The organism is Pseudomonas allokribbensis (assembly GCF_014863605.1).
GTDB classification, from domain to species: domain Bacteria; phylum Pseudomonadota; class Gammaproteobacteria; order Pseudomonadales; family Pseudomonadaceae; genus Aquipseudomonas; species Aquipseudomonas allokribbensis.
The window spans coordinates 4,649,941-4,670,901 of sequence record NZ_CP062252.1 but is presented as its reverse complement, the minus strand read 5'-3'; the positions used below and the strand labels follow the sequence as shown (position 1 = coordinate 4,670,901).

The window sequence follows — 20,961 nt, the reverse complement described above, 5'->3', positions numbered from 1 at the left end:
GCGTTTCCGTGCCAGCGCCGACTGCGTAGGATTAATCCCCTGACGTATGAGGAATTCTGCTGTGATCGAGTTTTTGCTGTACCTGTTGTTTGGCGCCGCCCTCGGCACCCTGGGTGGGATATTCGGCATCGGCGGCGGCTTGATCGCCATTCCGCTGCTGGGCGTGTGGTTCGGGCTCGATCAGCAGATCGCCCAAGGCACGGCGCTGGTAATGGTGGTGCCGAACGTGATGCTGGCGCTGTGGCGTTATCACCAGCGCAACCGCATCGAACTCCGGCATGCGTTGCCGCTGGCGGTGATGGGGTTCTGTTTTGCGTGGATCGGCTCGATCTGGGCCGTGGGCATCGACGCGCAAACCATGCGCATCGGTTTTGTCGCGTTCCTTGTGGCGTTGTCAGCGTACAACCTCGTGCGCATGTTCGGCGCGCGTCCGGCGGCGACTTCCGAGATGCGTTATTCATGGCCGTGGCTGGGCGTGCTCGGCGCGGCGTCGGGCACCATGGGCGGTCTGTTCGGTGTCGGTGGGGCAGTGGTGGCGACGCCGGTGCTGACCAGCCTGTTCGGCACCACTCAGGTGGTCGCTCAAGGCCTGTCGCTGGCGCTGGCATTGCCGAGCACCGGTGTCACGCTGGTGACGTACGCGGTGCACCACGAAGTGGACTGGATGATCGGCCTGCCGCTGGCCATCGGCGGTCTGGCCAGTATCAGTTGGGGCGTGAAGGTGGCCCACGCGATGCCGGAAAAACTCCTGCGTGGGCTGTTCTGCGGGTTCCTGGTGCTGTGTGCGGTGATGCTCGCCTTTAAAGTTTGAAGCCTTCGACGATGTGCTCGGCCAGGCATTCGGTGATCGGCGACGGATTGTTCAGATTGCGGATCAGCATGATGCTGGCTTCGGGCAACAGCGGCAGATCTTCGGCGGCACCGAGAATCCGCAGGTCCGGGGTAATCAGGCTTTCCAGTTGCGCGGTGATCGCCAGACCCGCGCTCACCACCGCCATCAACGCCGACAGGCTGGTGCTGTTGTAGGCAATCCGGTATTCACGGCCCATGGCGTCCAGCGCATTGCAGGCCCACAGTCGACAGAAACAATCACTGTTGAACATCGCCAGCGGCAACGGCGTCTGCTCGTGGGCGCTGAAGTTCTGCGCCTCGGCCCAGACAAAGCGCTCCTTGCGCAGCAACTGGCCAATCTCGTTGCCCGGCTCGCGGGTGACGATCGACAGATCCAGGTCCGTGCGTTGCAGCAACTGTTTGGTCGACTCGCAATGCACTTCGATCTGGATCAGCGGGTAGAACTGAGCGAAGCGCGACAGGATCCCCGGCAGAAACCGCATCACGTAATCGTCCGGCGTACCGATCCGCACCGTGCCGACCATGTGCGGCTCGCGCAAGGTGTTGAAGACTTCACTGTGCAATTTCAGGATGCGCCGTGCGTAGCCGAGCAACACTTGGCCTTCGGCGGTGAGGCGCACCTGACGCCCGTCGCGCTCGAACAGCTGGCGCTGCAACACGTCCTCTTCCAGACGCTTCATCTGCATGCTCACCGCCGACTGAGTGCGGTTCACCATTTCGCCGGCGCGGGTAAAACCGCCCTGATCGGCAATTGCGACAAAGGTACGCAGGACATCGGTATCGATACTGGGGTACGCCGACAATTGATGAATCTCCGTGATGCTTGCCATCAGAAACATTCGTTGGATTGATCGTAGCCCTGGCGCGAGACTTGAGCCATCCCTAAAGGAGGGCAACACGATGAAAGGTCAAAAACTGTATGTGAGCGATGAAAAAATGCCGGTCCATCTGATTTCCGATCTGCTGCACAAGTTTAGCCGCTGGTACGAACTTCACCGCGAACGCGAGCTGCTCGCCAGTCTGAGCGACGAAGCGTTGAAGGACATCGGGGTCAGCCGTGCCGATGTCGAGCACGAAGCAATTCGGCCGTTCTGGGACGATCCGATGCATAAATGATGAGGCCATCGCTACACAAACCACTTTCAGGTGAGGTAGGTTGCGAGCAGACATGGAGGAACACATGCCCGCGACATTGTCCTTTTCCCTTAAACAGGCTCGACGTCTGGCACTGGCTGCCCAAGGGTTTCACGGGCGCCAGCCGCCGGCTGTCAAGGCGATGCACGTCAACCGGCTGATCGAACGCCTCGGCCTGTTGCAGATCGACTCCGTCAACGCTGTGGTGCGCTCGCACTACCTGCCGCTGTTTTCCCGTCTCGGTTCCTATCCTTCCGACTTGCTCGACCAGGCTGCCTGGAGTTCGGGGCGACGTCGTTCGCTGTTCGAATACTGGGGCCATGAAGCGTCATTGCTGCCGCTGTCGATGTACCCGCTGATGGGCTGGCGCATGCAGCGAGCCAAGCGGGGCGAAGATATCTATCAGCAACTGGCGCGTTTCGGCCGTGAGCAACAAGACACCATTCGCCGGGTGCTGGCGTCGGTCGAAGAGCAGGGCGCGCTGGGCGCCGGCAGCCTGTCGACCCGCGAGGAAAAGGCCGGCCCCTGGTGGGACTGGAGCGCGGAAAAACATGCGCTGGAATGGTTGTTTGCCGCCGGCGAAGTCACCGTGGCCGGGCGGCGCGGCTTCGAAAGGCTGTATGACCTGCCGGAACGAGTGATCCCGGCGTCCGTGCTGCAACAGCCATTGCCCGATGAGTCCGAGGCGCAGCGCGGTTTGCTGCTGCACGCGGCTGAGGCGTTGGGCGTAGGCACGGAAAAAGACCTGCGCGATTACTTCCGCCTGAACCCTGCCGATGCCCGTCCGCGCCTGGCGGAGCTGGTCGAGGCCGGGCAACTGCTGACCTGCGAAGTTGCTGGCTGGCGTCAGATTGCTTACTGCCTGCCCGAACCGAAAGTCCCGCGCAAAGTCGAGGCCAGCGCATTGCTGTCGCCGTTCGATTCGCTGATCTGGGAGCGCAGTCGCACCGAGCGGTTATTCGACTTCCGCTATCGGCTGGAGATTTATACGCCGCAGGACAAGCGGGTCTACGGCTATTACGTGCTGCCGTTCCTGCACAACGAACGGATTGCTGCGCGGGTTGATCTGCGCGCCGAGCGGGCGGTGGGGCGATTGGCGGTGCATGCGGTGCACGAGGAAGAGCCGGGGCTGGATGAGGCGGGGATGCTGGCGTTGGCGGGGAATTTGCGGCGGATGGCGGATTGGTTGGGGCTGGAGCAGGTGCTGCTCAATTGCCAGCGCGAAAGTGCCGGGCGGTTGCGGGTGGCGTTGGCTCAAGTCGAAAACGACCGAGCCAACGTCATCGCGGTTTAGCGTTTGACCTGTTTCAGCGTCTCGGCAATCAGAAACGCCAGCTCCAGCGACTGATCGGCGTTCATCCGTGGGTCGCAATGGGTGTGATAGCGATCCGACAAACCATCTTCAGTGATCGGTCGCGCGCCACCGATGCACTCGGTGACGTTCTGCCCGGTCATCTCGATGTGGATGCCGCCGGCGTAGCTGCCTTCCGCTTCATGGACCTGGAAGAACTGCTTCACCTCGCCAAGGATCTGCGCGAAGTCGCGGGTCTTGTAGCCGCTGCTGGCCTTGATGGTGTTGCCGTGCATCGGGTCGGAACTCCACAGCACCTGCTTGCCTTCACGCTGCACCGCGCGGATCAGCGCCGGCAGGTGATCGCCAACCTTGTTCGCGCCCATCCGTGCGATCAGGTTGAGGCGGCCCGGATCGTTGTCCGGGTTGAGCACGTCGATCAGGCGGATCAGGTCGTCGGGGTTCATGCTCGGGCCGACTTTCACTCCGATCGGGTTGTTCACGCCGCGCAGGAATTCGACGTGGGCGCCGTCGAGCTGACGGGTGCGGTCGCCGATCCACAGCATGTGCGCCGAGCAATCGTAGTAATCGTTGGTCAGGCTGTCGCGGCGCACGAAGGCTTCTTCGTAGTTCAGCAGCAGCGCTTCGTGGGCCGTGAAGAAACTGGTTTCGCGCAGTTGCGGCGAGCTGTCCATACCGCAGGCACGCATGAAGGCCAGGGTCTCATCGATGCGGTCGGCGAGGTGGCTGTACTTCTCCGCCAGCGCCGAGTTGGCGATGAAATCGAGGTTCCACTTGTGCACCTGATGCAGGTCGGCAAAACCGCCCTGGGCGAAGGCGCGCAACAGGTTGAGGGTCGCGGTGGACTGGTGATAGGACTGCAGCAGACGCTCCGGATCCGGCACGCGGCTGGCCGAGTCGAAGCCGATGCCGTTGACGATGTCACCACGGTAGGCCGGCAGGGTCACGCCGTCGATGGTCTCGTCGTTGGCCGAGCGCGGCTTGGCGAACTGGCCGGCCATGCGCCCGACTTTCACCACCGGGCAACCGGCGGCGAAGGTCATGACGATCGCCATTTGCAGCAGCACTTTGAAGGTGTCGCGAATCTTCGCGGCGGAGAACTCGGCGAAGCTTTCCGCGCAGTCGCCGCCCTGCAGCAGGAACGCCCGGCCCTGGGTGACTTCGGCAAACTGACGACGCAGCTCCCGCGCTTCACCGGCAAACACCAGCGGCGGATAGCTGGCCAGCGTCTGCTCGACCTGGCGCAGGTGCGCGGCGTCGGGGTATTGGGGTTGTTGCTGGATCGGCAAGGCGCGCCAGCTGTCAGGGCTCCAGGGTTGGCTCATCACGGTCTCTATGGTTCTACGCACGGACGGCCATGTTAGCAGCAATTAGTGCGTGACCTGCTCCCGCCGCTTCGCCGACAATCGCCGCTTTGCCACGGCGCCACAGCGGTGCCATCGCGTCACCGCGCCCGGTGACCACCAGGAGACGAAATGACTGAGGAGCGCGTCGAGCTGTTGCTCGCCGAGGTACAGGATGAGTTCGGCGTGATTCGTGTGCTGGAAGTGGCCGACTACCGCTTTCTGGAGTTCGGCGACGCCATCGAGCAAAGCTGCGTGTTTACCGCCGACCCGAGCTGGCTGGAGTACGACTACACCCGGGCGATGCTGATTGGCGCGTTGTGCCATGAGCAACCGGAGAGCGCACTGTTTCTCGGTCTTGGCGCCGGCACGCTGACCCAGGCCTGCCTCAAGTTCCTGCCGCTGGAAGATGTCGAAGCCATCGAGTTGCGCCCGGATGTGCCGCGTCTGGCCATCGAATACCTCGGTCTCGATGACGATCCGCGGCTGTATATCCGCGTTGGCGATGCAATCGAACTGCTGCCGACGGCCGAACCGGCGGATCTGATCTTCGTCGACCTCTACACTGACGTTGGCCCGGGTGCCGCGCACCTTGCGTGGAATTTCCTCGGCGACTGTCAGAAACGTCTGAATCCTGGCGGCTGGCTGGTGATCAACCAGTGGGCCACCGATGACGGCAAGCCTCTGGGGGCGGCGCTGTTGCGCGGGCTCTATCACCGGCATTACTGGGAACTGCCGGTGAAGGAGGGCAACGTGATTCTGATTGTGCCGGCGGATCTCGATCAGGTGCTGGACATGCAGGCGCTCACCGCTCGGGCTGAAGCGCTGGCGCCGAAGCTGGGTTACTCGTTGCAGTCGTTGATCAAGGCTATTCGCCCGGCGACCTGAGCCTCAAATGCCTTTGAAGACCCCCGGTCTGCGCTCCACCAGCGAGCGCACGCCTTCCTTGGCATCCTCACTGGCCAGCAATTTCTTCACCAGCGGCGGCAAGCTCTGCGCCGCTGCAGTCTCGCCTTCATAGCGCGCCTGGCGTGCCGACATCAGCGTCGCCTGCACCCCCAGCGGCGCCTGTCGGGCGATTCGTTCGGCCAGTTCGATGGCGCGTGGCAGCAAATCTTCACTGGCCATGACTTCCTGCACCAGGCCCAGGCGCAACGCATCATGGGCATCAAACTCGTCGCCAGTCAGCAGCCAGCGCATGGCATTGCCCCAGCCGGCTATCTGATGAAAGCGCAACGTCGCACCGCCGAACGGAAAGATCCCGCGCTGCACTTCCATCTGCGCGAATCGGGTGTTGCTGGCGCACAGGTTGATGTCGGCGGCGAGCATCAGCTCGATACCGATGGTCAGGCAATAGCCTTGCGCGGCGACGATCACCGGTTTGCTGACCCGTGGCCCGACAAATACGCCCCACGGATCGCAACCGCCGGGCGGCACCTGCCAGCCCTGGGCGAGGGCGGAACTGACGTTGACCAGGTCGAGCCCGGCGGTGAAATGCTCACCATGCCCGAACACCACGGCCACCCGCGCGTCGCTGTCGGCCTCGAATTCACCGTAGGCCAGGGCCAGGTCATTGAGCAGATCCAGATCGAAAGCATTGCGCTTGGCTGCACGGTCCAGGCCAATCAAATGGACGTGACCGTGGCGCGCACGGCTGACGCGGCCGGGGCAGGGCTGATTCATGGGTGTTTCCTCGGACGGGAAGAAAGGGTGCAGCGACCAGATGCCGCACGTCGGTGAATCGTTTAAGCGCCATCGCCCGCAGGGCCGGGGTCTTTGAAAAATAGACCTTTGCCCGATTATCCGCAAAACCCCGTTACACAGCGGTGACAACTGTATTTCATCGATAAAAAAAGCTCCCTTTTTTGGCAAATTCCGGTATAGTGCGCGCCGGCCTTTAACCGGGCCGCGTTTAGGTAGCGCAATTCCCCGAAGTCAGCTTCGGCTGCACGTCCGCACTGCGGGCTCTTCCTTGACGATTCTTTTTCATTCATTCGTTTTCGCAAATCCCCGCCGACAAAGCTGCCAGGGCGACTCTTGAGTCTCAACACGGCATGTGCAGCTTTGGAGCATGGGTCTTTGCGGATGCACTTAGAGGCAGACCCATGACCCAGGAAATCGGCGGCTTCGCCGCTCTTGAACTTCATCCCAATATTGTCGCTGCAGTAGTCGCTACCGGCTATGAAGAGCCTTCGGCCATTCAGCAGCAGTCGATCCCGATCATCCTCGCCGGTCACGATATGATTGGTCAGGCGCAAACCGGTACCGGTAAAACCGCTGCCTTTGCCCTGCCTATCCTGCACCGCATTGATCCGTCCAAGCGCGAGCCGCAAGCTCTGATCCTGGCCCCAACTCGTGAGTTGGCGCTACAAGTTGCAACCGCTTTCGAAACCTACGCCAAGCAAATGCCGGGCGTAACTGTTGTGGCTGTCTACGGCGGCGCGCCGATGGGCCCACAATTGAAAGCAATCCGTAATGGCGCACAGATCGTTGTCGCCACTCCGGGCCGTCTGTGCGACCACCTGCGTCGCGACGAAAAAGTGCTGCAGACCGTGAACCACCTGGTTCTCGACGAAGCAGACGAAATGCTCAAACTGGGCTTCATGGACGACCTCGAAGTCATCTTCAAGGCCATGCCGGAAACCCGTCAGACCGTATTGTTCTCGGCTACCCTGCCGCAATCGATCCGTGCCATCGCCGAGCGTCACCTGCGCGATCCAAAGCACGTGAAGATCCAGAGCAAGACCCAGACCGTTACCGCGATCGAACAGGCTCACCTGTTGGTTCACGCTGACCAGAAGACCTCTGCCGTTCTCAGCTTGCTGGAAGTGGAAGATTTCGACGCTCTGATCATGTTCGTGCGCACCAAGCAAGCGACCCTGGATCTGGCCAGCGCCCTCGACGCCAAAGGCTACAAAGCCGCAGCGTTGAACGGCGACATCGCCCAGAACCAGCGTGAGCGCGTCATCGACTCGCTGAAAGATGGCCGTCTGGACATCGTTGTGGCGACCGACGTAGCCGCCCGTGGTCTGGACGTACCGCGCATCACCCACGTATTCAACGTGGACATGCCGTACGATCCGGAATCCTACGTGCACCGTATCGGCCGTACCGGCCGTGCCGGTCGCGAAGGCCGCGCGCTGCTGCTGGTGACTCCACGTGAGCGCCGCATGCTGCAAGTGATCGAGCGTGTAACCGGTCAGAAAGTTGCCGAAGTGCGTCTGCCGGACGCCCAGGCCGTTCTCGATGCCCGCATCAAGAAACTGACCAACAGCCTGTCGCCGCTGGTGGCTGACGCCGAATCGACTCACGGTGATCTGCTGGATCGCCTGACCGCCGACATCGGTTGCACCCCGCGTGCCCTGGCTGCCGCTCTGCTGCGCAAGGCCACCAATGGTCAGGCGCTGAACCTGGCAGCGATCGAGAAGGAACGTCCACTGGTGCCGAACAGCGCTCCACGTGGCGACCGTCCTGAGCGTTCCGGTGATCGTCCGGACCGTGGTGATCGCGAGCGTCGTGCTCCGATGCCACTGGGCGAAGGCCGTGCCCGTTGCCGTACCGCGCTGGGCGCGCGTGACGGTATCGCGGCGAAAAACCTGCTGGGCGCCATCCTCAACGAAGGTGGTCTGGCACGTGAAGCCATCGGTCGCATCCAGGTGCGTGACAGCTTCAGCCTCGTCGAGCTGCCGGAAGATGGTCTGGATAAACTCCTGACCAAGCTGAAGGACACTCGCGTTGCCGGTAAGCAGTTGAAGCTGCGTCGCTACCGCGAAGATTGATCCGCCCTTGGGCTGATTGATCGAACATAAAAAATCCCCGACTGGTTCGGGGATTTTTTATGCCTGCGATTTGAGGTGGGAACGAACTCGTCAGCCGAAGCGGTAGATGTCCATGCCCAGCGCGCCCATGGTGAACCCTTGGTGCGCAATGCTGAACTCACCGCCGGCGCCGCGAGCGAAGTACAGCGGCAACAGATGCTCGTCGCTCGGATGGCTGCGCACGGCGTTTGGCGCTTGCTGGCGGTAATCGTGCAGGGCGGCTTCATCATTGGCCGCCAGCTTCTCGATAATCCAGTCACGGAAGTCCCGGGCCCACGGCTCGACGCTTTCCGGGCCGGCATGCCAGTCCAGTTCACGCAGGTTATGGGTGATGCTGCCGGATCCGATCAACAGAATGCCCTGGCCGCGCAGGCTGGCCAGCGCCTGGCCGACGCGGGTCTGCAACGCCGGGCCGCCACGGCTGGGCAGGGAAACCTGAACCACCGGGATGTCGGCTTGCGGATACATCAGCGACAGCGGCACCCACACGCCATGGTCGAACGGTCGTTGCGGGTCGAGACGCGCGGGCAGGTTGTTGGCGGTCAGCCGTTCGGCGACCTCTTGCGCCAATTGCGGATTGCCCGGTGCGGGGTACTGCACTTCAAACAATGCACGGGGGAAGCCGCCGAAATCGTGCCAGGTTTCCGGTTGCGGATGGCTGCTGACCAGCAGCTCATGGCTTTCCCAGTGGGCGGAAACGATGACGATGGCTTTCGGACGCGGCAGTTCGGCGGCCAGACGCGCCAAGGCCGGGCCACTGGCGCCGGGTTCCAGTGCGAGCATGGGCGAGCCGTGAGAGATAAACAGGCTGGGAAGCATGGAAGGGTTCCTGAGCGTTAAGATGGTTCATCTTCAGTCAGTTCATTGATCTAATTCCAATATAAGTTTTAACGCTTTTTGATCGAATTCTTAGGAGGAACCATGCAGCCGGAGTTTTGGCACAAGAAGTGGGAATCGAACCAGATCGGCTTTCACCAACCCGAGGTGAACCCGTATTTGCAACGGCATTGGCCCGATCTGGCGATCCCGGCGCAGGCGCGTGTGCTGGTGCCGTTGTGCGGGAAAAGCCTGGATCTGTTGTGGCTGGCCGGTCGTGGGCATCGGGTTCTCGGCGTCGAGCTGTCGCAGAGGGCTGTCGAAGACTTCTTCCGTGAACAGCAATTGCAGCCGCAGATCAGCGAAGAGGGCGGCTTCAAGGTTTATCGGGCCGGGGCGATCGAGTTGTGGTGCGGGGATTTCTTCGCCTTGTCCGCGAGCGATGTGGCCGAATGCACGGCACTGTATGACCGCGCGGCGCTGATCGCCTTGCCGGCGCCGATGCGTGAGCGCTACGCGTCGCACTTGCAGAATATCTTGCCGGCAGGCGTACGCGGTTTGCTGATCACGCTGGATTATGATCAGGCGCAAATGCCCGGACCGCCGTTTGCAGTGGAAGATGCCGAGGTGCAGCGTCTGTTCGGTGGCGGCTGGCAGGTGCAGGCGCTGGAAGAACAGGACGTGTTGAGCGAAAGCGGGAAGTTCCTGCAGGCGGGAGTGACGCGCCTGGAAGAGCGTGTGTACCGGCTGACTGGCCAGTAACAGGCACAAAAAAGGCCCGCATCACTGCGGGCCTTTTTTTAGCCGGGCTGATCAGCCGCGACGACGCAGGGCGTCGATACGCTCTTCCAGCGGCGGGTGGCTCATAAACATGCGGGCGAACCCTTGTTTGATGCCACCGTTGATGCCAAAGGCGTTCAGGGTGTCGGGCATGTGCACCGGCAGACCTTGTTCGGCACGCAGGCGTTGCAGAGCGCCGATCATCGCGCTGGTACCGGCCAGGCGCGCGCCGGCTTCGTCGGCACGGAATTCCCGTTTGCGCGAGAACCACATCACGATCGCGCTGGCCAGGATGCCCAGAACCAGTTCGGCAAAGATGGTCGCGATGTAATACGCGATGCCCTGGCCTTCCTCGTTCTTGAAGATCACCTTGTCCACGAAGTTGCCGATGATCCGCGCGAAGAACATCACGAAGGTGTTCACCACGCCCTGGACCAGTGCCAGGGTGACCATATCACCGTTGGCCACGTGGCCGATTTCGTGGGCCAGAACGGCTTTCACTTCATCCGGAGAGAAACGCTCCAGCAAGCCCTGGCTGACCGCGACCAGCGCGTCGTTCTTGTTCCAGCCGGTGGCGAAGGCGTTCGCTTCGTAGGCCGGGAAAATCCCGACTTCGGGCATCTTGATCCCGGCTTCGCGGGACAGTTGCTCGACGGTTTGCATCAGCCATTGCTCGTGGCGGGTGCGCGGCTGGGTGATGACTTGGGTGCTCGTGCTCATCTTCGCCATCCACTTGGAGATGAACAGCGAGAACAGCGAACCGGCGAAACCAAAGACGGCACAGAAGACCAGCAGCTGACTGAGGTTGAGGTCAACCCCGTTGGCCGCCATGAACCCGTTGAAGCCGAACAGGCTCAGGGTGATGCTGGCTATCAGCACGACCGCCAGGTTAGTGGCCAAAAACAGCAGGATGCGCATCATGGTTGTAGAAATCTCCTCAAGCTAAAGATGTAGCGTACTGCGGGGTATATAAGGTGCGGCACCGGGCGATTCAACCGAGTGACTATTTCAAACTGTGTCCTACATCGGATTCTCCGGTGTGCGGGACAATTCCCACCCCTGAAGACGACAAGGATGACAGTCGCGCGCCACCCACCGGCATTGCATCAGGCGCATGTGATCGGTACGAATCGACAGTGTAGAAGGCGTACGGAAGGGGGCGGGGCAGAAGTGTTGCTGAATCAGACAGTGCGCAACGAAAGGCTCGTTGCGCACGGATCGCCGGTTACTGGCGGTAGGACTTGAGGAAGTTGCCGATGCGCCCGATGGCCATGTCCAGGTCATCGACACGCGGCAGGGTCACGACACGGAAGTGATCCGGCCACGGCCAGTTGAAGGCCGTGCCCTGAACCACCAGCAGCTTCTCGGACAGCAGCAGGTCGAGGACGAATTTCTCGTCGTTGTGGATCGGGCAGATCTTCGGGTCGATCTTCGGGAAGGCATACAGGGCGCCCATCGGCTTCACGCAGCTCACGCCGGGAATGTCGTTGAGCAACTCCCAGGTGCGGTTGCGCTGTTCCAGCAGGCGACCTTGCGGCAGCACCAGGTCGTTGATGCTCTGATAGCCGCCGAGGGCGGTCTGGATCGCGTGCTGGCTCGGCACGTTGGCACACAGGCGCATGTTGGCCAGCATGTCGATGCCTTCGATGTAGCTGTGGGCGTTGTGTTTCGGCCCGGAAATGGCGATCCAGCCGGAACGGAAACCCGCCACGCGATACGACTTCGACAGACCGTTGAAGGTCAGGCACAGCAGGTCCGGCGCCAGCGAAGCGGTGCAGATGTGCACGGCGTCGTCGTAAAGAATCTTGTCGTAGATTTCGTCGGAGAACACCACCAGGTTGTGCTGGCGAGCCAGTTCCAGCATGCCCAGCAACACTTCCTTCGAATACACCGCGCCGGTCGGGTTGTTCGGGTTGATGATCACCATGGCCTTGGTGTTCGGGGTGATCTTGGCCTTCATGTCGGCCAGGTCCGGGAACCAGTCGGCGCCTTCGTCGCACAGGTAGTGCACCGCGTTACCACCGGCCAGGCTCACGGCAGCGGTCCACAGCGGATAGTCCGGCGCCGGCACCAGCACTTCGTCGCCGTTGTTGAGCAGTGCCTGCAACGACATCACGATCAGCTCGGATACGCCGTTGCCCAGGTAGATGTCTTCGATGCCGACACCTTCGACCTGCTTCTGCTGGTAGTACTGCATCACGGCCTTGCGCGCGCTGAACAGGCCTTTGGAGTCGCTGTAGCCCTGGGCGGTCGGCAGGTTGCGGATCACATCCTGGAGAATTTCGTCCGGCGCTTCGAAACCAAAGGGCGCCGGGTTGCCGATGTTCAGCTTGAGGATGCGATGGCCTTCCTCTTCCAGGCGTTTGGCGTGCTTGAGCACTGGGCCGCGAATGTCGTAGCAGACGTTGGCGAGCTTGTTCGATTTGCTGAACTGCATGGCGATGTGATCCCGAAAATGAACGATCCAGGCGGCGAATGGACAACCGTGCTGGGAATCCTGCGTCTTCACACAGGCAAGCGTCTTGAGCGGCGGTTTCCAACAATCCGTTTGAATGCGCAGGATCCCGCTGCCAGACTGGCGTGTGACGAGGCGCAATCATACGTGCCGCCCGATCCGTGGAAAAGGTACAGATCGGGCTTTTTCAGCCGCTGAGGTGTGATGATGGAAAAGATTGAAAAGACCCTGGAAGAATGGCGCGCGATGCTCGACCCGGAGCAATACAACGTGTGTCGTCTCAGTGCCACCGAGCGACCGTTCTCGGGCAAATACAACGCCACCAAGACCGACGGTGTCTATCACTGCATCTGCTGCAATGAGCCGTTGTTCGATTCCAAGACCAAATTCGACTCCGGTTGCGGCTGGCCGAGCTTCTACGCGCCGATCGGCGAGAGCGCGATGACCGAAATCCGTGACACCAGCCACGGCATGATCCGCACCGAAGTGAAATGCGCCCGATGCGATGCGCATCTGGGTCACGTGTTCCCCGACGGCCCTCCGCCGACCGGTCTGCGTTACTGCATCAACTCGGTGTGCCTGGACCTGGTGCCGCGCGAATAACCGATGCGGGCGATCCCTGGATCGCCTTTCGGATAATTAAATTGCACACAATTCAATTGCTCGCTATTTTTACAGCTTCTCAACTTTCCAGAGTGCGCACCATGAGCGATAACCTGCTGACCATCCCGTGCACCACCATCAAGGGTGAGCAAAAGACCCTGGCCGATTTCGCCGGCAAAGCGGTGCTGGTGGTCAACACTGCCAGCAAGTGCGGCTTCACCCCGCAATACAAGGGCCTTGAAGAGCTGTGGCAGACCTACAAGGATCAGGGGCTGGTGGTGCTGGGCTTTCCGTGCAACCAGTTCGGCAAGCAGGAACCCGGCAACGAGGGTGCGATCAGCGAGTTCTGCGAGCTCAATTACGGCGTCAGCTTCCCGCTGTTCAAGAAGATCGAAGTCAACGGCAACGGTGCGCATCCGCTGTTCGTGCAGTTGAAGAAGCGCGCGCCGGGTGTACTGGGTTCCCAGGGCATCAAGTGGAACTTCACCAAATTCCTGATCGGCAAGGACGGCCAGTTGGTCAAGCGCTTCGCCCCGGCCACCAAGCCGCAGGACCTGAGCCGCGAGATCGAAGCCCTGCTCAAATGAACGATCTGTCAGCCGATGCGCTGAAGCTCGACAGTCAGTTGTGCTTCAAGCTGTACGCCGCGTCCCGGGCCGTGATTCGTGCCTACAAGCCGATGCTCGATCAGCTCGGCCTGACCTACCCGCAATACCTGGCGATGCTGGTGCTGTGGGAATGGCAGGGCGCGGCGCCGGAACAACCGACCGTCAAGGCACTGGGCGAGCGTCTGGCGCTGGATTCCGGGACGCTGACGCCGCTGCTCAAGCGTCTGGAGCAACTGCAACTGGTGCAGCGCCAACGTTCGGCGCGGGACGAGCGTGAGGTTCACCTGAGCCTCACGCTTCAGGGCCAGGCGCTGCGCGAGCAGGTCGGGCCTTTGAAGGACCGGTTGCTGTGCGACAGTGGCGTGGACCTGGATCGTCTCAACGAACTGCGTACCGGGCTCGATCATCTGCTGGGGCAAATCAAAGCGCTGTCGTAGTCGGTATCCACTGATCCAGCAGCGCTGCCAGTTCTTCGCGACGGAACGGTTTGGCCAGGTAGTCACTCATGCCCGCCGCCCGGCAGCGCTCCCGTTCCTCGGACATGGCGTTGGCCGTCAACGCCACGATCGGCAAGTGTGGCCAGCGACCGCTCTGACGGATCTGCCGGCTTGCTTCGTAACCGTCCATCACCGGCATGTTGCAGTCCATCAGCACCAGATCGAACTCATGGTGTTCCAGCTGATCCAGCGCTTCTGCGCCATGGGCCGCCACCACTACCTCGCAACCAAGTTTGCCGAGCATGCCCTTGGCCACCAGTTGGTTGACCGGGTTGTCCTCCACCAGCAACACCCGCCCGCGACGCTGAGATGGCACGCTTTCAAGACGCGCACGGTCGATGGTGGTGATGTCCGGTTGCAGGGTTCTGCGCAGATTCTGATACAGCGCGTTGCGTGCCAGGGGACGCGCCTGCTGCTGTAGCGGGGCAAGGGCCGCAGCTTCTTCGCCCGGCATGAAACTGCCGTAGGCCGTCACCAGCAGAATCGGTGCGGTCATGGTCGGGCGCAGGCCAAACAGGCATTCGGGGCAATCGGTGATGATGATGTCCGGTGACGGGCCGAGGAGTGACGCTTCAATCGTGCGCTGTTCGTACGACAGACCCCAGACCGGCAACAGACTGCCCAGCAGCTCTGACAGGCCGCTGGCCGCAGTGGTGATGGCGAGCACGCTGCCATGCAACGGGGCCGGGATGACCGCGCGGGTGTGGCAGGGCAACGGCAGTTCGGCACAGAACTGACTGCCGAAACCGACTTCGGAACTGATCGTCAGGCGCCCCTGCATGGCCTCGCACAGGTTGTAGGTCAAGGCCAGGCCCAGCCCGGTGCCGCCGTACTGGCGGGTGATACCGGCCCCGGCCTGGGTGAAGGGCTGGAAAATCTTCACCTGGGCTTCCTGGGCGATACCGATGCCGGTATCGCAGACCTCGATGCGCACGCCATCCTTCCAGGTCGACAAACGCACATCGACCCGACCAAAACGGGTGAATTTCAGGGCGTTGGACAGCAGGTTGCTGACGATCTGCCTGACCCGTGTCGGGTCTCCGAGCACCAGCGCCGGAAAGTGCGGATCGATCAGGCACGTCAGCTCCACGCTTGGCGCGGCGTTCTGCGACAGCAGGTTGGCGGTGTCTTCGATCAACGAGCCGAGGTCGAACGGGATGTGTTCGAGTTCCAGTTGCCCGGCATCGAATTTCGACAGGTCGAGAATATCGTTGAGCAACTCCACCAGCACTTTGCCCGAGTCGTGGGCAATGGACAGTTGTTGCTGCTGTTCGCCATTGAGCGGGCCGTCGAGGGACAGCGCGATCATGCCCAGCAGGCCGTTGAGCGGGGTGCGGATCTCGTGGCTCATGTTGGCAAGGAACGCCGAGCGGGCCTCTGCCATGTCCAGTGCGGTGCTGCGGGCGACCTCCAGTTCCTCGTTGGACTGGCTGAGGCGGGCGTTGATGGCTTTCAGTTCGGCGGTGCGTGCCGACACGATGTCTTCGAGTTGAGCGAGGTAGTCGGTGAGGCGGTTTTCCGCGGTGCGCCGTTGCTGGATTTCCGTGGCGATGTTCTCGAACTGCTGGTTGGCGACCTTCACCAGCACGCCGATCTCATCGTTGGCGTGTCCACTCGGACATTCAAGCGTGGTCGGTTCGGCACTGCGCGGATCGCGCCCGCTGAGTTCACGGATCACCCGCACCAGGGGCTTGGTCAGCATCACGTAGAACAGCGCCAGCAGGATGCCGGTCAGGATCAGGCTGCGGGCAAAACCGTTGAGCAGCGTGACTTCGGCTCGACGCAGGAAGCGGCTGCCGAAGGCATAGGTGTCGACTTCCAGGCTCAGGGTGCCGAGGGATTCGTTGGGCAAATGGTCGAGATAGAGCCGATCTTCGAACTCGCGTTTGGCGCCGAACAGAAAGTCGCTGATCAACCGATAGCCGTTTTGCAGCTCCGGGCGCTTCACGCTGGCCAGAACCGTCTGATTGTTGTCGGTCAGTTGTGCGGAAATGATGGCCGGCGAGCGCAGCAGGCCCAGCGTGAGTTCCTGGGCCAGCTCGGCATCGATGTTATAGGCGATACGCGAGGCCGGGTTATGGCTGATTTCCAGCAAAGACAGGATTTCACGGTTGATGGAGGCGTCTTCACTGGCATAATCGATGCCGATTTGCAGCAGGCTGAGCAGCGTGCCCAGAATGAACCCGACCAGCACGGTAAGCCGGGCCTGTTTGTATGACAGCCGGTGGGTGAATTTGATATCCATGGGGTGTTGAACCACTTCCGTTTCCCTTCGCTGCTCAAGCATAGTCGATCATGTATGGATACCGTGGTTCCCGAATCGCCTTGTAACAAGGGCCGGGGCGGGTGTCGAACGCTATCGGTCGTCGCTGTATCGCCATCATTACTGTGAACCAGCCCGAGGAGAAGACGTGGATTCCCGATTGAATGCTTTTCTTGAGCGCGCCGAGTCGGTTCTGGCGCGGATCGAACCGCTGCTGCCTGCACCACGCCCGGTCATCGACTGGGGCACTTGCCTGGCCGCACGCTGGCAGCGTGACGGTCGCAGCGGCTATCTGCTGCCGCTGGAAGTCAGCCTCGACATGCGTCTGTCGGACTTGATCGGTGTCGATCGGCAACTGGAGCAACTGGGCCGAAATACCCAGCAGTTCCTCGACGGCATGCCGGCCAACCATGCGTTGCTCTGGGGTTCGCGCGGTACCGGTAAATCCTCGCTGGTACGGGCGCTGCTGGCCGAGCACGCCAAGGCTGGTCTGCGTCTGATCGAGATCGAACGCGATCACCTGGCCGACCTGCCACGGGTGGTGGAGCAGATCGGCAAACTGCCGCAACGTTTCGTGCTGTTTTGCGATGACCTGTCGTTCGAGTCCGGCGAAGGTGATTACCGGGTGCTGAAAAGCGTGCTGGATGGCTCGCTGGAGCAGGCGCCGGACAATGTGTTGCTGTACGCCACCTCCAACCGTCGCCATCTGGTGCCGGAAAAGGAAAGCGACAACGAAAACTGGAAGCGCGTCGATGGCGAACTGCACCCGAGCGAAGCGGTGGAAGACAAGATCGCCCTGTCGGATCGCTTCGGTCTGTGGCTGTCGTTCTATCCGTTCACCCAGGAACATTTCCTCAACGTCGTCGAACACTGGATCGGCCAGTTGGCCGCCAAGGCCGGCCTGAGCTGGCAGCGCGACGAACAACTGGACATTCTCGCCGTGCGCTGGGCGACCGGCCGTGGCAACCGCAACGGACGTTGCGCGTACCAATTCGCCCGTTACTGGGTGGGACTGAAATTGCTGGAGCACAAGGCATGATTGATTTGCAACAGAGCGGCCAGGGCCTCGAAGGCTATGGCATGTTGGCCGCGCAATTGGAGTCGCTGCTGGCGGACGAGCGCGATTTCATCGCCAACGCCGCGCAGTTTTCGGCGTTCCTGTTCAACCAGCTCGATGATCTGAACTGGGCCGGTTTCTACCTCAATCGCAATGAAGAGCTGGTGCTCGGCCCGTTCCAGGGCCAGATCGCTTGCGTACGCATTCCGTTCGGTCGCGGTGTGTGTGGCGCGGCGGCGGCCAGTCTGCAGACACAACGGGTCGAAGACGTTCACGCGTTCCCCGGCCACATCGCCTGTGACAGCGCGTCGAACAGCGAACTGGTGGTGCCGTTGGTCAAGGATGGTCGGCTGATTGGCGTACTCGACCTCGACAGCCCGAAGCTTTCGCGTTTCGGCGCAGACGATCAGGCTGGTATCGAACGACTGGCGGCGATCTTCCTACGCCTGACCGACTGCTGATCACGCCGCAAGACCGGCCTTGCGCAGCACGCCGGCAGGGTCGACAGCATCGATCTGTTGCGGGTCGAGGAAACGGCTGGCGTATTGCAGATACAGGCCTTCGCGGATGAACAGGCCGAACAGCTCGGCATCGATATGTGCCTCGCGGCACATGGTGGCCATGATTCCCAGCGCTTCGCTGAGGGTCTTGGCCTTTTTGTACGGGCGGTCGGCGGCGGTCAGCGCTTCGAAGATGTCGGCAATCGCCATCATCCGTGCCGGCAGGCTCATCTCCTCGCGTTTCAAACGTTTCGGATAACCGGTGCCGTCCATTTTTTCGTGATGGCCGCCGGCAATCTCCGCCACGTTGTTCAGATGCCCGGGGAAGGGCAGATGACTGAGCATCAGGATCGTCTGCACCATGTGGTGGTTGATGATGTAACGCTCCTCTCGGGTCAGCGTGCCACGAGGAATGCTCAGGTTGTACAGCTCGCCACGGTTGTATTTGTAGCGCGGGACGTCGAGTTTGAACCCCCATGGGTTGTCTTCCGGAATCAGTTCGCTGTCGGCACGTTCGAGCAGATGCTCGGGCTTGTCCGCCAGTAACCTTTCGCTGACCGGAAGGGTGGGCGCCGATGTGCGTGCCTGGCGCCGGTTTTCCTCCCAGGACACGCCCAGGCGATCATCCAGCGTACGTGTCCAGGTGCGCTGCGCAATGCCCTCAAGACGCTGAAGGTCGGCGTCGGCCATGGCCTCACTGCCCAGATTGCAGCGGGCGACAAAACTGAAGTCATCATCCAGCGCTGTCAGCGTCGCGTCGCGCAGGCTGGCCAGTTGTCGTTCGTCGCCACCCGACGCCAGGGCTTGCCAGTAGCTGATCCACGCGTCGCGCTTGAGCACTTCGAACCGGGTGCGGACTTCATGGATGCGATCGTTCAGGGTTTCCAGTTTGGTGGCTTTGTCGACGACGTATTCCGGCGTCGTGACTTTGCCGCAGTCGTGCAGCCACGCGGCGATGTGCAAGGCTTCCCATTCGTCCTCACTGGGCTGGTAGTCGCTGAAGGCGGGGGCCTCGCTGGCCGCGGCGGCGTGGGCGAGCATCAGGGTCAGTTCCGGCACGCGTTGGCAATGCCCGCCGGTATAAGGGCTCTTGGCATCGATGGCGCCGGCGAGCAGTTGAATGAACGCATCCAGCAGTTGTTTCTGCCGGGCTTGCAGACGTTGGCTCTCGATACTCACCGCCGCCGCACCGGACACCGCTTGCAGGAACGCGATGCGGTCGGGTCGCAGCTTCTCCAGGTCGGCCGGGGTGCCGCTGTCATTGATCAGCAACACCAGCAGGCCGATTGTTTCGTTGTGCTGGTTGTGCAGGCGGATCCCGATCAGGTGGACGCGCGGCGTGTCCATGGCCAGCAGGACCTTTTGCAGGTCGGCGGCCTGTTCGAAGCCGAGGTTGCTGACCACGTTGTTGGCATGCGCCAGTTGCTCGAACCATTCGGGACCCTGCGCGGTATCAAGGTTGTGGCCTTGAATATCGAACGCTGCCAGCGGCCGGGAAGTGCCGTCGACCACCAGCCCGTAAGGTTCCATGCGGTTGCCATCACTTTCGCGCAGGTAGATCAGGCCGGCCTGGGCCTGGGCAATCTGCACCGTTTCGAACAACACCCGTTGCAGCAGCGGGGCGAACCGGGTTTCGGCGGTCAGGCTGTCGGTGATGCGAAAGAAGCTGGCCAGGGTGTCCTTCATCCGCGCCATCGACAGGCTCAACTGATCGACCTCCAGCACCGGCGAGCGACGGGTCACGGGAAAGTTGAAATCGAAACTGCGGATGGCATCGGCTTCCTTGACCAGTGCATGCAGCGGCTTGACCAGAATCCGCGAGATCAGCCAGCCCAGCGGCAGGCACAACAACAGGGTGGCAAGGGTGATCAGCGCACCTTGCCAGCGCATGCGATAGGCATCGACCAGTAACTCGTCCTCCGGCACCAGCAAGGCCATCTGCAAACCTTTCGGGCCGCCTTCCTGCAGGCTGCTGCGGGCGACGATCCAGCGTCGTCCGTCAGCTTTCAGGCGTTTGCCCTGATGATCGGCCGACAGCAGGGCATGCAGGCTCGGGCTCAGGTCAGCCGCCTTGGCCAGGCGCGCGGTGCGGTCATCGACGATCAGCCGGCTGCTGTCGGGATAGGCCACGGCGTTGCCTTCGGCATCGAAGAGGACGATTTCTGTCGCCGGCGTCACCACATGTTTGGTCAGGGTCGCCGACAGTGCGTCGAGGGTCAGGTCGGCAGCGATCACCGCGTGCACGCTGCTGCGTCGGGCGAGGGTGGTGCCGACATTGTGGGTGGAAAAAAACACATAGGGTTCGGTGGTGATTTGTTCGTTCTGTTGCTGCGCGCGGGTGTACCAGGTGCGGCTGCGCGGGTCGTAGGCATCGTCCGGATTGTCGTGACGAGCCACCGCTGACAACACCTGATCGAAAAACAGCGATTGCGATCTGACGCCGCCATCGGCGTCATGTTCGATGCTCCAGACCTGATACGCCGCTGCATCCGGAGCTTTCAGCAAGGTTCTCAGTGACGCGGTGCGCAACGGGCGCACCATGAAGAAATCGCCGTTGTCGTAACCCAGATACAACGAGGCCAGGTCCGGGTTGTCCGCCAGTGACTGGCTGAACGGCTTGAGCAGCGTCAGGCGTTGTTCAAGCGTTGAGGCCTGAGTCCCGGGGTTGTCCGCGAGCAGGCTCAGCAGGTGCCGGATTGGCGCGTAGGTCGATTGCAGGTCGACACGTACATCCTGTTCGATGCGTTCGAACAGTTTTTCGCTGCTCGACAGAATGATCTGCGTGGTCTGCCGGTAGTTGAACAGCCCCAGCACGACCCCGGTGAGCAACAGCAGAAAGGTGAACATGACGCTGATGTGCACGTGCAAAGGAAACCGGCGTTGATCCGGGCGCAGTGGGCTGGGCATTGCGGACTCTCCGTGT

General features: G+C 61.6%; 19 protein-coding genes. 11 read left to right on the top strand and 8 right to left on the bottom strand.

What is annotated here, in order from left to right:
- The first annotated feature begins 61 nt into the window (after positions 1-61).
- The gene (locus tag IF199_RS21250; RefSeq protein WP_085744971.1) at positions 62-811 is read left to right on the top strand and encodes a sulfite exporter TauE/SafE family protein; all 750 of its coding nucleotides are present in this window, start codon (positions 62-64) and stop codon (positions 809-811) included.
- On the opposite strand, the gene IF199_RS21245 is transcribed toward IF199_RS21250, so the two are convergent.
- Entirely contained in the window at positions 801-1,655 is an 855-nt protein-coding gene (locus IF199_RS21245; RefSeq protein ID WP_007955701.1) for a LysR substrate-binding domain-containing protein, read from the bottom strand. The genes IF199_RS21250 and IF199_RS21245 overlap by 11 nt on opposite strands.
- A 97-nt stretch (positions 1,656-1,752) precedes the next feature.
- Here IF199_RS21245 and IF199_RS21240 point away from each other — a divergent pair, with 97 nt between their 5' ends.
- Both IF199_RS21240 and IF199_RS21235 read left to right on the top strand, forming a co-directional pair.
- A complete protein-coding gene (locus tag IF199_RS21240; protein WP_192558634.1) occupies positions 1,753-1,968 on the top strand; it encodes a DUF1127 domain-containing protein in 216 nt (71 codons plus the stop codon).
- A 64-nt stretch (positions 1,969-2,032) separates the two neighbouring features.
- The gene (locus tag IF199_RS21235; RefSeq protein WP_192558633.1) at positions 2,033-3,280 is read left to right on the top strand and encodes a winged helix-turn-helix domain-containing protein; all 1,248 of its coding nucleotides are present in this window, start codon (positions 2,033-2,035) and stop codon (positions 3,278-3,280) included.
- Here IF199_RS21235 and IF199_RS21230 read toward each other — a convergent pair.
- The gene (locus tag IF199_RS21230) at positions 3,277-4,623 is read right to left on the bottom strand and encodes a class II 3-deoxy-7-phosphoheptulonate synthase (protein WP_007955704.1); all 1,347 of its coding nucleotides are present in this window, start codon (positions 4,621-4,623) and stop codon (positions 3,277-3,279) included. The genes IF199_RS21235 and IF199_RS21230 overlap by 4 nt on opposite strands.
- 150 nt (positions 4,624-4,773) lie before the next feature.
- Between IF199_RS21230 and IF199_RS21225 the strand changes: the two genes are divergently transcribed.
- Positions 4,774-5,529, top strand: coding sequence for a spermidine synthase (locus IF199_RS21225; RefSeq protein ID WP_096821076.1), 756 nt, complete (start codon positions 4,774-4,776; stop codon positions 5,527-5,529).
- Positions 5,530-5,532: 3 nt separating this feature from the next.
- On the opposite strand, the gene IF199_RS21220 is transcribed toward IF199_RS21225, so the two are convergent.
- The gene (locus IF199_RS21220) at positions 5,533-6,324 is read right to left on the bottom strand and encodes a crotonase/enoyl-CoA hydratase family protein (protein ID WP_192558632.1); all 792 of its coding nucleotides are present in this window, start codon (positions 6,322-6,324) and stop codon (positions 5,533-5,535) included.
- Positions 6,325-6,746: 422 nt separating this feature from the next.
- Here IF199_RS21220 and IF199_RS21215 point away from each other — a divergent pair, with 422 nt between their 5' ends.
- Positions 6,747-8,420 (top strand): DEAD/DEAH box helicase, encoded by a 1,674-nt coding sequence (locus IF199_RS21215; protein ID WP_007955707.1) that lies wholly within the window; start codon positions 6,747-6,749, stop codon positions 8,418-8,420.
- A gap of 90 nt (positions 8,421-8,510) precedes the next feature.
- Here the strand turns inward: IF199_RS21215 and IF199_RS21210 are convergent, their stop codons facing one another.
- Positions 8,511-9,278 (bottom strand): DODA-type extradiol aromatic ring-opening family dioxygenase, encoded by a 768-nt coding sequence (locus IF199_RS21210; RefSeq protein WP_192558631.1) that lies wholly within the window; start codon positions 9,276-9,278, stop codon positions 8,511-8,513.
- Positions 9,279-9,380: 102 nt separating this feature from the next.
- Between IF199_RS21210 and IF199_RS21205 the strand changes: the two genes are divergently transcribed.
- On the top strand, positions 9,381-10,037 hold the full coding sequence (locus tag IF199_RS21205) for a thiopurine S-methyltransferase (protein ID WP_096821079.1): 657 nt from the start codon (positions 9,381-9,383) through the stop codon (positions 10,035-10,037).
- Between the two features lie 51 nt (positions 10,038-10,088).
- Here the strand turns inward: IF199_RS21205 and htpX are convergent, their stop codons facing one another.
- Together htpX and IF199_RS21195 are read right to left on the bottom strand one after the other, a co-directional pair.
- Positions 10,089-10,976, bottom strand: a complete 888-nt coding sequence (htpX, locus tag IF199_RS21200; RefSeq protein ID WP_096821080.1) for a protease HtpX — start codon at positions 10,974-10,976, stop codon at positions 10,089-10,091.
- 304 nt (positions 10,977-11,280) lie between these two features.
- On the bottom strand, positions 11,281-12,492 hold the full coding sequence (locus tag IF199_RS21195; protein ID WP_085710751.1) for a pyridoxal phosphate-dependent aminotransferase: 1,212 nt from the start codon (positions 12,490-12,492) through the stop codon (positions 11,281-11,283).
- 225 nt (positions 12,493-12,717) lie between these two features.
- Here IF199_RS21195 and msrB point away from each other — a divergent pair, with 225 nt between their 5' ends.
- The 3 genes from msrB to IF199_RS21180 all read left to right on the top strand — a co-directional run bounded on the left by msrB (position 12,718) and on the right by IF199_RS21180 (position 14,158).
- Complete coding sequence (gene msrB / locus IF199_RS21190; RefSeq protein WP_096821149.1) at positions 12,718-13,113, top strand: peptide-methionine (R)-S-oxide reductase MsrB; 396 nt, start codon at positions 12,718-12,720, stop codon at positions 13,111-13,113.
- A 101-nt stretch (positions 13,114-13,214) separates the two neighbouring features.
- Positions 13,215-13,700, top strand: coding sequence for a glutathione peroxidase (locus tag IF199_RS21185; protein ID WP_085730592.1), 486 nt, complete (start codon positions 13,215-13,217; stop codon positions 13,698-13,700).
- Complete coding sequence (locus IF199_RS21180) at positions 13,697-14,158, top strand: MarR family winged helix-turn-helix transcriptional regulator (RefSeq protein ID WP_192558630.1); 462 nt, start codon at positions 13,697-13,699, stop codon at positions 14,156-14,158. The genes IF199_RS21185 and IF199_RS21180 overlap by 4 nt, the downstream gene beginning before the upstream one ends.
- Here IF199_RS21180 and IF199_RS21175 read toward each other — a convergent pair.
- Positions 14,142-16,463, bottom strand: a complete 2,322-nt coding sequence (locus IF199_RS21175) for a hybrid sensor histidine kinase/response regulator (protein WP_192558629.1) — start codon at positions 16,461-16,463, stop codon at positions 14,142-14,144. The genes IF199_RS21180 and IF199_RS21175 overlap by 17 nt on opposite strands.
- A gap of 166 nt (positions 16,464-16,629) precedes the next feature.
- On the opposite strand from IF199_RS21175, the gene IF199_RS21170 reads away from it, so the two are divergent.
- Positions 16,630-17,520, top strand: coding sequence for an ATP-binding protein (locus IF199_RS21170; protein WP_096821083.1), 891 nt, complete (start codon positions 16,630-16,632; stop codon positions 17,518-17,520).
- Positions 17,517-17,999, top strand: a complete 483-nt coding sequence (locus tag IF199_RS21165; protein WP_085710746.1) for a GAF domain-containing protein — start codon at positions 17,517-17,519, stop codon at positions 17,997-17,999. Before IF199_RS21170 ends, IF199_RS21165 begins: the two co-directional genes overlap by 4 nt.
- On the opposite strand, the gene IF199_RS21160 is transcribed toward IF199_RS21165, so the two are convergent.
- Positions 18,000-20,945 carry an HD domain-containing phosphohydrolase gene (locus IF199_RS21160; RefSeq protein WP_192558628.1) on the bottom strand — a complete coding sequence of 982 codons (2,946 nt, stop codon included), beginning with the start codon at positions 20,943-20,945 and terminating at the stop codon, positions 18,000-18,002. It lies immediately after the preceding gene.
- Between the last annotated feature and the right edge of the window lie 16 nt (positions 20,946-20,961).

Coding starts and splice junctions, on each gene's coding strand:
- IF199_RS21240 (WP_192558634.1), top strand. CDS start 1,753: ATGAAAGGTCAAAAACTGTATGTGAGCGATGAAAAAATGCCGGTCCAT.
- IF199_RS21235 (WP_192558633.1), top strand. CDS start 2,033: ATGCCCGCGACATTGTCCTTTTCCCTTAAACAGGCTCGACGTCTGGCA.
- IF199_RS21230 (WP_007955704.1), bottom strand. CDS start 4,623: ATGAGCCAACCCTGGAGCCCTGACAGCTGGCGCGCCTTGCCGATCCAG.
- IF199_RS21225 (WP_096821076.1), top strand. CDS start 4,774: ATGACTGAGGAGCGCGTCGAGCTGTTGCTCGCCGAGGTACAGGATGAG.
- IF199_RS21220 (WP_192558632.1), bottom strand. CDS start 6,324: ATGAATCAGCCCTGCCCCGGCCGCGTCAGCCGTGCGCGCCACGGTCAC.
- IF199_RS21215 (WP_007955707.1), top strand. CDS start 6,747: ATGACCCAGGAAATCGGCGGCTTCGCCGCTCTTGAACTTCATCCCAAT.
- IF199_RS21210 (WP_192558631.1), bottom strand. CDS start 9,278: ATGCTTCCCAGCCTGTTTATCTCTCACGGCTCGCCCATGCTCGCACTG.
- IF199_RS21205 (WP_096821079.1), top strand. CDS start 9,381: ATGCAGCCGGAGTTTTGGCACAAGAAGTGGGAATCGAACCAGATCGGC.
- htpX (WP_096821080.1), bottom strand. CDS start 10,976: ATGATGCGCATCCTGCTGTTTTTGGCCACTAACCTGGCGGTCGTGCTG.
- IF199_RS21195 (WP_085710751.1), bottom strand. CDS start 12,492: ATGCAGTTCAGCAAATCGAACAAGCTCGCCAACGTCTGCTACGACATT.
- msrB (WP_096821149.1), top strand. CDS start 12,718: ATGGAAAAGATTGAAAAGACCCTGGAAGAATGGCGCGCGATGCTCGAC.
- IF199_RS21185 (WP_085730592.1), top strand. CDS start 13,215: ATGAGCGATAACCTGCTGACCATCCCGTGCACCACCATCAAGGGTGAG.
- IF199_RS21180 (WP_192558630.1), top strand. CDS start 13,697: ATGAACGATCTGTCAGCCGATGCGCTGAAGCTCGACAGTCAGTTGTGC.
- IF199_RS21175 (WP_192558629.1), bottom strand. CDS start 16,463: ATGGATATCAAATTCACCCACCGGCTGTCATACAAACAGGCCCGGCTT.
- IF199_RS21165 (WP_085710746.1), top strand. CDS start 17,517: ATGATTGATTTGCAACAGAGCGGCCAGGGCCTCGAAGGCTATGGCATG.
- IF199_RS21160 (WP_192558628.1), bottom strand. CDS start 20,945: ATGCCCAGCCCACTGCGCCCGGATCAACGCCGGTTTCCTTTGCACGTG.